Here is a 13562-nt window from a genome sequence, read left to right as displayed (position 1 = left end):
ATAAAGGATTTTAATAAAGACTTTGTTAAAAAACGGTCAAAAAACCTTTATAATAGCTAGCCTTAACCCTCATACCGCTAAACCATGATATTCGACATCACGACATAGCATAGGAGTCGTACTGTGAGCACCTTAACCAAATCTGACATGATTGAGCATTTGATGAGTCACTTAAACCTAACACGCCAAGAAGGTCGTTGTCTGGTGGAGAACTTTTTTGATGAGCTGTCAGAGAGTTTGATTGATGGCAAAGAGGTCAAGCTTTCAGGCTTTGGCAACTTTGAGCTTAAAGATAAAAACAGCCGTCCAGGCCGTAACCCGAAAACAGGGGAGCCTGTTGCAGTATCCGCGCGCCGTGTGGTTACTTTCAAAACAGGGCAAAAATTTCGTCAGAAGGTTGACGAGCGTTTGTTTGATAGCTAGTACCTAGTTTGGCACTGCGCTGAACGATAGTGTGTCTGTTTTATCGTGAAATTATAAGAATGCTAGTGCGTATTTGCACTTAGTTATTTTTGCGTACATCTATGTATTTCGATATTGCAGCACGCATCGCATATTAGGGTTATCTATAAAGTAGAAACCTACTAAAATCATAAATAATAGACATAAAAAAAGAGAGCATAGGCTCTCTTTTTTTTACTACAGTTTATCTATTGTATGAACAATAAATTACTGAGCTTCTTCAACTACTACTTCGTCAGAAGCTTCAACAGCAGCAGTATCAGTTTCGCTAGCTACGTCTACGCTAGTGGTGTCGCCGTCTACAGGAACTTCAGCGTCCATTTCGTCAGTAGCAGTTGCTTCTTGAGCATCAGCGATGTCAGCTTCAGCGCCAGCAACAGCAGCGTCAGCATCAGCAGTCATTTCGCCTTCAGCAGCAGCTTCGTTTAGCTCTTCAGAAGCGTCTTGCACTTCTTCTTGCGCGTCAGATAAATCTTCAGCAGCGTTTTCTTTGCTGCTATCACAGGCAGTAAGGCCCATAGTTGCAGTCATGATACCAGCTAGAGCAAGTAATTTAAGTTTCATATGGTTTTCTCCGGAAAAATGAAATGAGCAGTAGCAGCAACAAAGGTCGAAATCCGAGATTTCTCAGAATTCAACTAGTCTTAGTCACAGCTACTCAGCTTCCACGCATTCTATAGGTTTTCTAAGTAAATAGAAATAGTCTGTACAATTAAGTAACAATAAAATTTAAAATAATATTTTACTTTGTCTATCCGATATACTTTTTAATACAAGAAGCCAAATTAATCGACGTATAATCAATGACATCAGAGGGATTGAGCGCTTTTTTGGTTCTCATTTTTTGTCTTGAATTGTTGATATTAACCCCGTTTTCATAGTTAAAAATGAATTTAAATGGTGAGATGGCCATCCTGTATTACATAAATCCTAGTTAAGTTAGCAATTTTATAGGTTTCTACTTGCTTTTAGGATAGTAGACTAGGTCATAGCGTGAATTAGCTGGCCAAATAATATATAACATAAGTAATAATTAATAAAAGTAGTGGCTAGTAGAGATAGTAGTTAATAGAAATAGTGAATCAATCTATATTTGAGGAATAGAATTATGAAATGGCAAGGTAGACGAGGCAGTTCGAATGTGCGTTCTAGCACAGGTGGCGGTAAGATGATTGGCGGTGGTATTGGCGGTATTATTATCGCTGGTATTTTGTGGTTGGTATTTGGGGTAAACCCAATGACCGCATTACAGACAGGCCAAGCGGTCACAGGCGGTGGTAGTGAATCATCTACTGAGGTTGCAACTAGCACAGACCGAGACACGCAGTTTGTGAAAGTTGTATTAGCAGATACAGAAGAAGTCTGGCATCAAATCTTTAATGAAGCTGGTAGCACTTATCAAGAGCCGTCATTGATTCTGTTTAATGGTCAGGTCAGCTCAGCATGTGGTAGTGCTAGCTCTGCCACAGGTCCATTTTATTGTCCAGGGGATCAGACTGTTTATTTGGATACGTCATTCTTTGTAGAGATGCGTCAGAATCTTGGTATTTCAGGAGATCAGCAAGGCTCTGGTGGTGAAGAGAACCAAGGCAAAGCTGGCGATTTCGCACAGGCCTACGTGATAGCACATGAGGTAGGTCATCATGTACAGACGCTACTGGGCATTAGCCAACAGGTTAATGAAGCTCGTCAGCAAGTGACGCAAGCAGAGTCCAATAAGCTATCAGTATTACAAGAGTTACAGGCGGACTGTTTTGCCGGTGTATGGGCACAGCGCAATCAAGAACGTGTACAGTTTTTAGAGGCTGGTGATCTTGATGAAGCGGTGAATGCAGCTAGTCAAATCGGTGATGATCGTCTGGCAAAAGCGAGTGGTGGTGCAGTAGTGCCCGATAACTTTACTCATGGTACCAGTCAACAACGTGTCGAATGGTTCACCCGTGGTCTAGAAAGCGGTAACGTACAATCTTGCGATACGTTCAGCGGTGCACTTTAATGGCCATACATATTAGTAGTCATGTATTTTACTAATGATGTATTTCTAATACTGATATTTTTTATTATAAGTCTAGCGCATGGACTTATAGTAAAAATTAAGACATAAAAAAGCCTGCAACGAATTGCAGGCTTTTTTATCATCTTTTATCTGATATCACTTAACCAATTGTCAAATAACATCAGTGTAGAGAGATTTAGTTGTTGTCAAGAACATAACCACCAGCACCGCCAATCGCTGCACCAGCCAATGCGCCACGAGCGATATCTTTGCTGTCGCCTTTACTTTTAATAAGAGCACCAGCTGCTGCGCCAGCAGTAGCACCTTTAGCTGTGTTGCTCATACCGCTATAAGAGTTACAACCAGTCATGATTAGTGCTGAGCTAGTAATTGCAGTCATTGCGATCGTTTTAGCAAATTTCATATTATCACCTATTAAGTCATCAAGTTTAAAATACAATACCTTCAAAATACTGTGTCCATGATATTTTCAAGTATATTCCTACTGTCTGTCATAATAGTCGGTTACTAATAATATAGTCGTAGTAAAAACGCTAAACTTTGCAAACGAGATGTAAGCGATGTTGCCGTACTGTATCATCGGCAATAGCTGTGAACGACAGAGCAGCATAGTTTAATTGGCTTAACTATTAATATTTTGATGCTGCCATAAAAAAGACTACCTATAGGTAGTCTTAATATTGAATCAAAGCTGAATATGTCTAGCAAACTAACTAAGAATTAGTTCTGTGATTTACGCTTCATTTGCTCAAAGAATTCATCATTGGTTTTCGCTTCTTTTAGACGATCCAACAAGAACTCAGTGGCTTGTACGCCATCCATCGGTTGAAGTAGTTTGCGTAAAATCCATACTTTACGCAGCTTGTCTTCGTCCAATAGACGCTCTTCGCGGCGTGTACCAGATTTTTTGATATTAATCGCAGGGAATACACGTTTTTCAGCCAAGTCACGCTCAAGCGTAATCTCTTGGTTACCAGTTCCCTTAAATTCTTCAAAAATAACGCTATCCATCTTACTACCAGTATCAATCAATGCACTGGCAATAATGGTCAAACTACCACCTTCTTCAACGTTACGCGCAGCACCAAAGAAGCGTTTTGGACGTTCTAGAGCATTGGCATCCAGACCACCCGTCAATACTTTGCCTGATGATGGGATGACCGTGTTATAAGCACGTGCTAGACGCGTAATCGAATCAAGTAAAATCACCACGTCTTGCTTATGCTCGACCAAACGTTTGGCCTTTTCGATGACCATTTCCGCAACTTGCACGTGACGCTGTGGTGGCTCATCAAAAGTAGAAGCAACCACTTCACCGCGTACGGTACGTACCATCTCGGTGACTTCTTCTGGCCGCTCATCAATCAATAGTACGATCAAATAGCATTCAGGATTATTACGAGTGATTGATTGCGCGATGGTCTGTAGCAACATCGTTTTACCCGCTTTTGGCGGTGCGACGATGATAGAACGCTGACCTTTACCAATCGGAGCGATTAGATCGATGATACGACCAGTCAAATCTTCAGTGGTTCCGTTACCAAGCTCAAGTTTTAAATGCTCAGTTGGGAATAGGGGTGTCAGGTTCTCAAAGATAAGCTTATGACGTGAGCGATCTGGCGTATCAAAGTTGATTTCGCCAACTTTTAATAATGCAAAATAACGCTCAGAATCTTTTGGTGGACGAATCGTACCAGCGATACTGTCACCAGTTTTTAGACTGAAACGGCGAATTTGGCTAGGGCTGACATAAATATCATCAGGGCCGGCTAAATATGAGCCTTCTGATGAGCGCAAAAATCCAAAACCATCAGGAAGAACCTCAAGTACGCCGTCACCATAAATGGCTTCACCGTTACGCGCATGGGTTTTTAGAATAGCAAAGATAATGTCCTGTTTACGGCTACGAGCCATATTATCAAGACCCATTTCTTTGGCGATAGCCAATAGCTCAGCGATTGATTTTTTCTTTAATTCAGTAAGATTCATAGATAGGTCATTAGCAATTGATCAGATGAGAGATGCCATTAGCAGCACAAGTCACGACAGTGATTAAAATAACGGTAATATGATGATATGGGTGTGTGCACAGCGCTGTAGTTTATGTAGTTTTGGTTTTATATGTCTGCTTATGTACGCATTGCCATCATTGGATGCAAGGTAATAAGAAATAAGGATAAAAAAGGCTACATAAGAGTCTGCGTCAAAAACTCAATATCAGTAATTGCGTTTAGTCATTTTGTTCAGCAATGGTGTTTATAATGACGATTGTGTTTTTGTTGATAAACACGAGGAGAATAGCGACAAGATACTTAGGAAAACAGTTGGTTTTCTCTTGTCAGCAGACTATACGGTCTTCACAATAGCGTTGTCAATAAATTTTGCCAAAAAAGTCACATTATCGAGTTTTTTGCACAAAAAACAAGCAAAAAAGCCACTATCTTGGTTAGATAATGGCTTTCTCGGTTATTCTATTTTACCCGCTCAAGGTAACCTAGAGCGAGCAAATTTAACTTATAAATGCTTGTCTAATACTTTAGCCAATTCAGCTTTTGGCTGTAGGCCCATTACTGAGTCAACTTTTTCGCCATCTTTGAATACAAATAGCGTTGGGATGTTACGAATACCGAAACGGCTAGCCGCTTGCGGGTTGTTGTCCACGTCCACTTTGACGATTTTAACTTTACCTTGGTACTCAGTCGCTAGATCTTCTAAAATAGGAGCAATGGCTTTACAAGGACCACACCATGGTGCCCAGAAGTCTACTAGTACAGGTACGTCTGATTGTAGAACGTCTTGATCAAAGTCTGTGTCGGTAGTATGTACAATAAGGTCTGACATAATTTTATCTCTCTTGTTTTATTACTTCTATCACCACTCATCAACCTATATATTGGTTTAATAATAAATCAGTTGGTGGTCAAAGAATTGTTTAGAAGGGGTGAAAATGTGCCATTATATTAACATGTTTGCCCTAATTTGACAGATACAGGCTGGTTAAATTGTTTAACAACTAGTATTAGCACAATAAATCGAAACGGTGCAGCACAAGAGTGTCTCATCTGTTATTTAATACGATTATCCTTATCAAAGTATGTATCTCAGTGCGATAGAAGTTTTATGTTTACCTCGTTTATATAGTAGTTATTGATTAGTAGCTAGTGATTGGCAGCTAGCGGTATTAATAACGTTAAAAATCAGCCAAATTTTTGCCCTTTTATCCAAATAACCATTGTTCTTAAAATGGCTATCGTGCCAAATATAGCTATCATGTCCAAAAGATTAACCATCAAAAATCCTTATCTTAAAACCAATTTACATAAGTAGTTAAATTTATGCCTTTTACCGATGAAGAAGTTAATGCACTCAATGCCCAAGAAAGCGCTTATCCGCTTGAATTTTTTAAAAATTTTGCGCAAGACATTACGGTTTACGAAGACGATGATATTTGGGTAGTTGATAAACCTGCAGGCCTATTAAGCGTCGATGGTAAAACACTCAAAGTCAGTCTGCTTGCTCGTCTTGAGCGTGCCAATCCAGCCGTAAAATTGATTCACCGCTTAGATATGGACACGTTGGGACTGATTATTTTTGCAAAAAATGCAGCAGCGCAAACCAATATCAGTAAGCAATTCATTGAGCGTCTACCGCAAAAGAAATACCAAGCGCGTGTCTTTGGTGAGTGGAAGCAGGTCGGAGCAACTGGTGAGATATCCGTGCCAGTGCGTTATGAGCCAAGTACCAAACCGCGCCATATCGTCGATCACGACTGGTCAAAGCATGCGCTAACGCTATACGAAGTTGTGGCTCATGAAACCTGTAATGGCGAGGCAGTCACTCGGGTTATGCTAAAGCCAGTCACGGGCCGCAGCCATCAGCTACGCGTACATATGGTCCATGTCGATCATGTGATGATTGGCGATCCGATTTATGCTGAAGGTGCCGCACTAGAGATAGCACCAAGGCTCAACTTACATGCACAGCAATTGCGTTTAAAGCATCCAGTACTGGGTGCTTGGATGGACTGGGAAAGTCCCTGCCCATTTTAAGAGTTAGATTTTACCGCTTGCGGTTAATATATGCGATAAACAACTGCTCTAAAGCCAGCTATAAAATGCCAGTCATGCAAATACAAGGATGGAAGTATGCTTGATATCACCACTACCAAACAGGCCATTAAAAACCTTTTTAAAGGTAAAAAGTCAAAGACGGATAAAGTAGCCGACTATGAAGTATTGATCATCGGTGCGGGTATCGCAGGTATTGGTATGGCTTGCCGTTTACAGCAACAGCAGCATAAAGGCCTATTCGGTCATAAAGCTTCCAAAAAGCAAAAGCAGGCAAAACAGACTAATAAGCAAAAACTTCCACAGCGCTTTGCTATCTTAGAAAAGCGTGCTGATTTGGGTGGTACATGGGATTTATTTACCTATCCAGGGATTCGCTCTGACTCTGACGCCTTGACCTTTGGCTATAACTTTAGGCCGTGGCTTGATTATAGAATGCTTGCAGCAGGCGATGATATCAAACGCTATATCGCTGATACGGCAAACGAGTTTGGGGTGACCGAACATACCCACTATCAGCATGAAGTTCAGCAGATATCATGGTCTAGTGAGGATCAACAGTGGTCAGCAACTATCAAAAACCATGCAAGCGGTGAGAGGTTTGTTAAGACTGCCAAGTTTATCGTAGGTGCCACTGGTTATTATGATTATGAGCAAGGCTATCGTCCTCATTTTGAAGGAGAGGAGGGTTTTCACGGTCAAATCGTCCATCCACAGCACTGGAATAATCTAGACTATAATGATAAAAAAGTCGTCGTTATTGGTAGTGGTGCCACGGCGATGACATTGCTACCTGCGCTAGTAGATAAGGATAGTGAACAGTGTGCGCGCCATGTCACGATGCTGCAGCGTACGCCGACCTATGTGGCAAGCGTGCCGGGTGATGACCATGCTATTGACTGGCTATCAGGCAAGTTTTCACCATTATCAAAAGAGCAGGCCTATACGGTATTACGCGCGCGCAACGTGTTACGGCAACAAGGCCTGTACAAAGTTGCGACTCACGCACCCAAGGTGATGAAGGCAGTCTTAAAAAATGGGGTGAAAAAAGAGTTAAGAGGTAGCGGCGTTGATAGTAAACACTTCATGCCTGACTATAATCCATGGGATCAACGAGTATGCGCGGTACCTGACGGTGATTTATTCAAAGCCTTGCAGGACAAACGTGCAACAGTAGTGACCGATCAAATCAGCCACTTTACTGAAACAGGGATTATGCTGCAATCTGGTCAGCATCTCGACGCTGATATCATCGTTACCGCGACTGGCTTAAAGCTACAGATGTTGGGCGGGGCAGCGGTATATATCGACGGTCAAGCTGTCGATATCGGCACGCGTATGACCTATAAGGCAGTCATGATAGAAGGCATACCTAATCTGGCTGCACTGTTTGGCTATACCAATGCCTCGTGGACACTAAAAATCGATTTGGCTTGTCAGTATGTAGTGAGGCTACTGGGGTATATGCATAAACAACGCTATCAAGTCGCATTACCACAAGCACAGACTGCCGATATGACAGCCTGTGCTCAAGCAGATACCGTGATGGGTTCGCTGTCGTCTGGTTATGTCAGCCGTGGCAAAGAAGAGCTACCTAAGCAAGGCGATCGCTATCCTTGGTTTGTGACCAACAACTATCTAAGCGATCGAGTCATGCTTAAGTATCGCAAAATAAAAGACGACTGGTTACGATTTAGTCGTTAGCATCTTGGTAATTATTGATGATGGTTGTCGATGAAGTCAGCAACTTGCTTGCTTAACATCTGCCATAAGGTCTCTTGGGCGCTTTTGCTGCCCCATGCATTATGCGGACTAAAGATAACACGCGGATGGTCGCTGATACTGAGCAAAGGATCATTATCAGCGATAGGTTCTTGTTCAAACACATCACTCGCATAGCCGATGATCTGCTCACTATTGATTGCATCAGTTAATGCTTGGCTATCAACGATGGCGCCACGTGCGACGTTGACGATGAGCGGCTGTTTAACCATTTTCGCCAGAGTATCTTTATTAATAAGATGCTCAGTTTGTTCATTCAATGGACAGTGCAGACTGATCACATCCGCACGTGCTAGTACTTCATCAAACGCGGTATAGTCGTCGCTGCGTGGTTCACGTCCTTGGTGCTCTGCCCACAGTACGGTCATACCAAAGGCACGAGCAATCTCGGTCACGCGTTTGCCGATAGTGCCAATACCGATAATACCTAGCGTCTTATCTTCCAAATCAATCAGCGGAATATCTAGCAGGCAAAAATTGCCGTTTGCCAGCCACGTGCCATCAGCGACTTTCTGATGATAATGAATACCAGCACGCATCGCTGTCAGCATCAACATAAAGGTATGCTCGGGCACGCTTTTGACCGCATAACCAGCAACATTGAACAGCGCAACACCGTGCTTATCGCAAGCCTCTTGATCAACGTTATTCATGCCAGTGGCAGTCAGTTGGATAAGCTTGAGTTTCGGCAATTGCTCTATCACTTCAGCACCGATTTGCACTTTATTAGTGATAATAATATCGGCGTCTTTGCAACGCTCAATGATGACAGCCGTGTCTTTTGGCGTGTCGTTATAAGTGATGTAATCGCTCACACCCATTGGTGCTGGCAGGTCAATACCTTCAGAAAACGTACCTTTATCTAAGAAAACGGCTTGCATGGCTAGTCCTTACTTATTGTTGTCTTATAGATAATCAGCGAATAAATGGCTATCGCATGAATCCTTATCGGCTTAATGTAGCACGTTGGTATTTTTAGTCAAAAAGAAGTAAGCAGCAAAAAGGAATTTACACTCTGTTTTTAGCGTGAAAGCAGTATCTATAAAATGGATGTTATTTTAAACAAAGAAAAGACCTCTATTTCAATATTGAAATAGAGGTCTTTTAGCTAGACAAAGCACTTTTTCGTTGACACAGCTTGTATTACAAACGCTATCAAGCCAACTTTGCAAACACTGCTAATAACAAATGCTAAAAAGAAAAACGCTTGCGCAATTTGCCAATGAAACTGCGTACGCGATTACTCAAATCAATACGCACATCATTGTCAGGGTCGTGTTCGACTTCATAACGTTTTACTAAGTCAGGACTCGCTTTGAGTTTAGTATGATGTTGGAAAGCACGATTAACACTAATCTCTAGCAAGCTCGCGCGCATCGGCTTCGGCAAGCATCGATAGACCTGACCCTTGTTAATTAAATCAATCAACAAACCTGCATCTTGAAACTCAGTTTGCACCAAAACTACTAAATGCGGTGCATCTTGCTTTAAAGTGAAGATTATTGGTGCGATGTTTTCGCCACTAACATTGATGTCAGTAATACACACACCAATGTCGTAGTTTGCCAGATAGTCATAAGCTTCCTCTAAACCTTCAGCATGCAGAACCTTATAATTATTGGAAAACTGCTTGCGGATTTGTTCGATTAGCTCATTTGTTTCATCGATAACCAACAGGGTTTGCTTATTGTCTGAGCTATCAATCTGATCGGCATCTTCATCTGGATTGTAAGTCAACGCGATTTCAGTGGCACGCCCAACCACAGCGATGAGTTCCTCAGACTTGCAAGGCTTGGTTAAATAACGATAAATCTCTCCATCGTTGATAGAACCAATAATGGCATTCAAATCGGCATAGCCCGTTAATAAAATACGCATGGTAGACGGTGATATGTCTTTTACTTCACGTAAGATATCGACACCGACACGCTCAGGCATGCGTTGGTCACTGACTGCTACGTATACATGGTTGTTTTTAATATAGTCAATATACTCAGTGGGATCGGTCGTGATAAAAACGTCATGAGTTTTACGAAAGAGGAGTTTCATAGAACGTAAAATGCGTTGTTCATCGTCAATAAACGCAATTTTCGGTTTAGGTCCAGTACTTAGAGCAGAGGGTTGTATGTTGTCTTTAACTTCATTCATGATCGTATCCTTACGATGAATAATAGAGGCTAGATTGTAAGTGTTATGTCTGTTGTCAGCACAGCGCACAACTGAGCTGCGCCGACAATATAATAAGCGTGTTGCTTATGCCGACATACTTTGTTCCGTTAAATTATTGTTGATGGGTAGGGTTAAGGTAAACACCGTGCCAACACCTTCAGTAGATGTAGCGGTAATCGTACCATTGTGTTGTTCCATGATTTGCTGACTGATTGCCATGCCGAGGCCAGTGCCTTCACCTGCCGCTTTTGTAGTAAAGAAGGGCTCAAATATCTGATCCAATACTGCTTGGCTCATGCCTTTACCATTATCAGTTACTTCAATGTAGACGTTGGTTTCATCAGCGTAGGTGCGCACCTCAATCTTGTCATCAGGATTGCCCTCCATTGCTTGCGAAGCATTGTTTAATAGGTTGACTAATACCTGATTGATTTGCGATGGTGAGCATTTGATTTCAGGCGTTGGGCCAAAATTGGTGACAATATCTTGATGTCTGATAGAGTTCCCAGCGATTTTGAGAGAAGATTCTATACATTCGCGTACATCAATGGTCTTCACTTTTGACTCATCAAGGCGTGCAAAGTTACGTAAGTTGAGTACCATCTCGGTAATCTGTTCCACCCCAAACAAAGAGTCTTTTATTAGCTCTTTTAGCTCAGACGATAAGTCATCTTCTTCGATTTCATCCGAAGCACGGACAATATCTGCTAACAGTTTATCTATTTTGTCATCAGCAGCCGGTTCAGATTGAACGCCTTTTAACCCTTGTACCAACTCAATCAGCTCTTCGTATTGCTCAGTCAATTGACCGATGATTTCGAGGTTGTTTTGTACATAAGATAATGGTGTATTTACTTCATGAGCAACGCCTGCAACCATCTGACCAAGTGTGGCCATTTTTTCAGAACGGATCAGCTGTAGCTGAGAGTTTTTTAGCTCTTTTAGTGTGTCTTGTAGTTCAGCGGTGCGCTCTTCGACTTTAACCTCTAGCTGTTGATTAATATTGGCAAGCTTACCTTCATTAGATTGGATACGATGGAGTAGTTCACTAATAGAGTGGTTTACTAGGCCAATTTCATTACGTCCACCTGAAAATTTAACGTCACTAAGCTTATTATATTGCTTATCATCGATTAGTTTTTCTGCGAGAGAGATTTTGTCTGTGGTCTTTTTCAATGGTTTAAATGCTAAGAACGTCAGCATGAAATAGATCAGTGCAGCGGTTATAAATAGCGCTAGCATAATTAAATTGATTAGGTTTTTGCTCAAGTTATCTGCGATAGCATTAACGGCAGCATCTGGTTGAACTACGATTAGTTTCCAGTAGGTCTCAGGAATCTGGAAAACATATGCCTGACTACCATTATAGTAGCTGTCATTGGTTAGATCGAAACTTTGTAGCAAGCGACTGTCCATCGTGCTTGTATTGCTTTCATTAGCATTCAAATAAGCGGCGTAGTTGATAAGCTCAGAATTACTAACAGCAGTGGCTTCATTTTTATCAAGTGTTGCAATAACTTGTTGTACTTCAGGAGGCATTTTTGCGGCAATTTGTTCGATAATCTCACTATGCTGAGCATCTAAAAAATCTAAGATAGGTTGCCACGCAGGGTCTGAATCAATGACTTGTTTGATATCCAGTGGGACACCAGTCTCTTCGTCAATATAGTTTAAGCGCTCAGGGTTAGATGAGGCGATAACCTTATTACTGTTATCAATCAATAAAATATAACCTGAGCCAGAGCTTTCACTTAGCTTAACGATGTTTTCTTGTAGCTGGTTGAGCGTAAAGTTAACGGTACTTGCACCCCAAAACTGATTGTCACGTTCAATAGCGACACCGCAGCTCATTGCCAATTCACCTTTGGTTTGAGTGGGGCTTACATCAGCCCATATACAGCCATTAGGTCTGAGTACTTTTACTTTGTTAAACCAGTTTTCATTGTAATAAGGATTAGCAGGGTTTGGATCTGTTAATATTGCTCGGTAATCGCCATCTTGGCGCACCATCAAAAAGGGATGAGTCGCCGTACTGTCTCCGAGCGCCCCATTATCAGGCCAAATACCACCACTACCTAATAAGCTATAATCCCGCTTATCAAAAGCGTTAGCCGTGCTGGTCTGCAAAATATTTTCTTCGATTGGCAGTGTTTGAGCGCTTTGCTGTAGTTGCAACGCGCTACGCATGACGCGATTGACATCTGCCGAGATGCTGTTGACGGCGGTATTCCCTCGTTGAGCCACTAGTTTTCCTGACTCAAGTCTGATTTTTTCATAGCCTTCTTTTTCGACAATGTAAACCACAACGGCAACAACAACGGCAAAAGCAAGAAACAAAATAATGGTAACTTGGGTACTGACTTGATTAAATAAGCCAACTTTTTTGGAGGCACTCATAAATGTATTCATCCTTGAATTATATAAAGTACAAAAATACGATTAGCAGTATTTTTAGTATAAAAAGAGCTGCGATTATTAATGCTGAAGAATTTGATGTCTAAATGTCTAAATGTCTGAATAAATGGCACAACGATGTGAAGCCATTACTTCTAAGGAAGGGCGCAATCCATAAACCCATATGTTTATCTACAAACTAAGTCCCTATAACAAGTAGTAAATCCGTCTACTTGTGAACATTGATAACGATCGATAAGTAGAAAGAAGGTGCTAAATACTATTTTTTAATCATTAATATGAACAATTGACGTAACGAAAAACACATCTGTTTTCATAAAGTAACAGTATAGAAACAATATTATGATGTAAATGTTTTTTCTATACTTGCGAGTCGTTATCTTATTGTTTTATATGACCAACTTATGCTTAGCATTCGCGTCATCTTGTATGAATCTGCTCTTGAAAAGTCAACTTAACGCACTCATCTACCCGCTAACGTTATATAATGGTTGGGCTGAACGATTGGCTTGATTGGTGTTGTGGCATTTCTTCTATGTCTTTTTGACATTTTATGGTGTGAACAACCTTATTTAGCTATTGTTAGCCGCCATTGCTGTTTTCTAAGCTATCTATCTAAATTTCATTATCTGAGTACAAAAGACATCGCC

The 13562-nt window shown here is 41.3% G+C and carries 11 protein-coding genes; 4 read left to right on the top strand and 7 right to left on the bottom strand.

The window, feature by feature from the left end; translation table 11 throughout:
* Positions 1-123 precede the first annotated feature (123 nt).
* Positions 124-423 (top strand): integration host factor subunit alpha, encoded by a 300-nt coding sequence (locus SJY28_RS02540; RefSeq protein WP_057761935.1) that lies wholly within the window; start codon positions 124-126, stop codon positions 421-423.
* 246 nt (positions 424-669) lie between these two features.
* Here SJY28_RS02540 and SJY28_RS02535 read toward each other — a convergent pair whose 3' ends face one another.
* Positions 670-1026, bottom strand: coding sequence for a hypothetical protein (locus SJY28_RS02535; RefSeq protein ID WP_165598186.1), 357 nt, complete (start codon positions 1024-1026; stop codon positions 670-672).
* A 544-nt stretch (positions 1027-1570) separates the two neighbouring features.
* On the opposite strand from SJY28_RS02535, the gene SJY28_RS02530 reads away from it, so the two are divergent.
* Positions 1571-2458, top strand: coding sequence for a neutral zinc metallopeptidase (locus SJY28_RS02530; RefSeq protein WP_379543323.1), 888 nt, complete (start codon positions 1571-1573; stop codon positions 2456-2458).
* Between the two features lie 196 nt (positions 2459-2654).
* Here SJY28_RS02530 and SJY28_RS02525 read toward each other — a convergent pair whose 3' ends face one another.
* The 3 genes from SJY28_RS02525 to trxA all read right to left on the bottom strand — a co-directional run bounded on the left by SJY28_RS02525 (position 2655) and on the right by trxA (position 5320).
* Positions 2655-2882, bottom strand: coding sequence for a hypothetical protein (locus SJY28_RS02525; RefSeq protein WP_057761930.1), 228 nt, complete (start codon positions 2880-2882; stop codon positions 2655-2657).
* Between the two features lie 317 nt (positions 2883-3199).
* A complete protein-coding gene (rho, locus tag SJY28_RS02520) occupies positions 3200-4468 on the bottom strand; it encodes a transcription termination factor Rho (RefSeq protein ID WP_055125334.1) in 1269 nt (422 codons plus the stop codon).
* A gap of 525 nt (positions 4469-4993) precedes the next feature.
* Positions 4994-5320, bottom strand: a complete 327-nt coding sequence (gene trxA / locus SJY28_RS02515; RefSeq protein ID WP_057761928.1) for a thioredoxin — start codon at positions 5318-5320, stop codon at positions 4994-4996.
* Between the two features lie 494 nt (positions 5321-5814).
* Between trxA and SJY28_RS02510 the strand changes: the two genes are divergently transcribed.
* Both SJY28_RS02510 and SJY28_RS02505 read left to right on the top strand, forming a co-directional pair.
* The gene (locus tag SJY28_RS02510; protein ID WP_379543322.1) at positions 5815-6528 is read left to right on the top strand and encodes an RluA family pseudouridine synthase; all 714 of its coding nucleotides are present in this window, start codon (positions 5815-5817) and stop codon (positions 6526-6528) included.
* 219 nt (positions 6529-6747) lie between these two features.
* A complete protein-coding gene (locus SJY28_RS02505) occupies positions 6748-8250 on the top strand; it encodes a flavin-containing monooxygenase (RefSeq protein ID WP_379544899.1) in 1503 nt (500 codons plus the stop codon).
* 11 nt (positions 8251-8261) lie between these two features.
* On the opposite strand, the gene SJY28_RS02500 is transcribed toward SJY28_RS02505, so the two are convergent.
* The 3 genes from SJY28_RS02500 to SJY28_RS02490 all read right to left on the bottom strand — a co-directional run bounded on the left by SJY28_RS02500 (position 8262) and on the right by SJY28_RS02490 (position 12894).
* On the bottom strand, positions 8262-9209 hold the full coding sequence (locus SJY28_RS02500; protein WP_379543321.1) for an NAD(P)-dependent oxidoreductase: 948 nt from the start codon (positions 9207-9209) through the stop codon (positions 8262-8264).
* A 310-nt stretch (positions 9210-9519) separates the two neighbouring features.
* Complete coding sequence (locus tag SJY28_RS02495) at positions 9520-10476, bottom strand: response regulator (protein WP_341610299.1); 957 nt, start codon at positions 10474-10476, stop codon at positions 9520-9522.
* A 105-nt stretch (positions 10477-10581) separates the two neighbouring features.
* Positions 10582-12894, bottom strand: a complete 2313-nt coding sequence (locus SJY28_RS02490; protein ID WP_379543320.1) for an ATP-binding protein — start codon at positions 12892-12894, stop codon at positions 10582-10584.
* Positions 12895-13562: the final 668 nt, after the last annotated feature.

Origin of the sequence: Psychrobacter sp. R86515 (assembly GCF_042466315.1) — a bacterium.
Lineage (GTDB): Bacteria > Pseudomonadota > Gammaproteobacteria > Pseudomonadales > Moraxellaceae > Psychrobacter.
The sequence above is the reverse complement of the archived record's forward strand: the minus strand, read 5'-3'. Positions and strand labels throughout refer to the sequence as shown.

Excerpts from the sequence above, each read along its gene's own strand:
- SJY28_RS02505 (WP_379544899.1), top strand. The coding sequence starts at position 6,748 with ATGGCTTGCCGTTTACAGCAACAGCAGCATAAAGGCCTATTCGGTCAT.
- SJY28_RS02525 (WP_057761930.1), bottom strand. The coding sequence starts at position 2,882 with ATGAAATTTGCTAAAACGATCGCAATGACTGCAATTACTAGCTCAGCA.
- SJY28_RS02530 (WP_379543323.1), top strand. The coding sequence starts at position 1,571 with ATGAAATGGCAAGGTAGACGAGGCAGTTCGAATGTGCGTTCTAGCACA.
- SJY28_RS02495 (WP_341610299.1), bottom strand. The coding sequence starts at position 10,476 with ATGAATGAAGTTAAAGACAACATACAACCCTCTGCTCTAAGTACTGGA.
- SJY28_RS02510 (WP_379543322.1), top strand. The coding sequence starts at position 5,815 with ATGCCTTTTACCGATGAAGAAGTTAATGCACTCAATGCCCAAGAAAGC.
- SJY28_RS02500 (WP_379543321.1), bottom strand. The coding sequence starts at position 9,209 with ATGCAAGCCGTTTTCTTAGATAAAGGTACGTTTTCTGAAGGTATTGAC.
- SJY28_RS02490 (WP_379543320.1), bottom strand. The coding sequence starts at position 12,894 with ATGAGTGCCTCCAAAAAAGTTGGCTTATTTAATCAAGTCAGTACCCAA.
- SJY28_RS02535 (WP_165598186.1), bottom strand. The coding sequence starts at position 1,026 with ATGAAACTTAAATTACTTGCTCTAGCTGGTATCATGACTGCAACTATG.
- trxA (WP_057761928.1), bottom strand. The coding sequence starts at position 5,320 with ATGTCAGACCTTATTGTACATACTACCGACACAGACTTTGATCAAGAC.
- rho (WP_055125334.1), bottom strand. The coding sequence starts at position 4,468 with ATGAATCTTACTGAATTAAAGAAAAAATCAATCGCTGAGCTATTGGCT.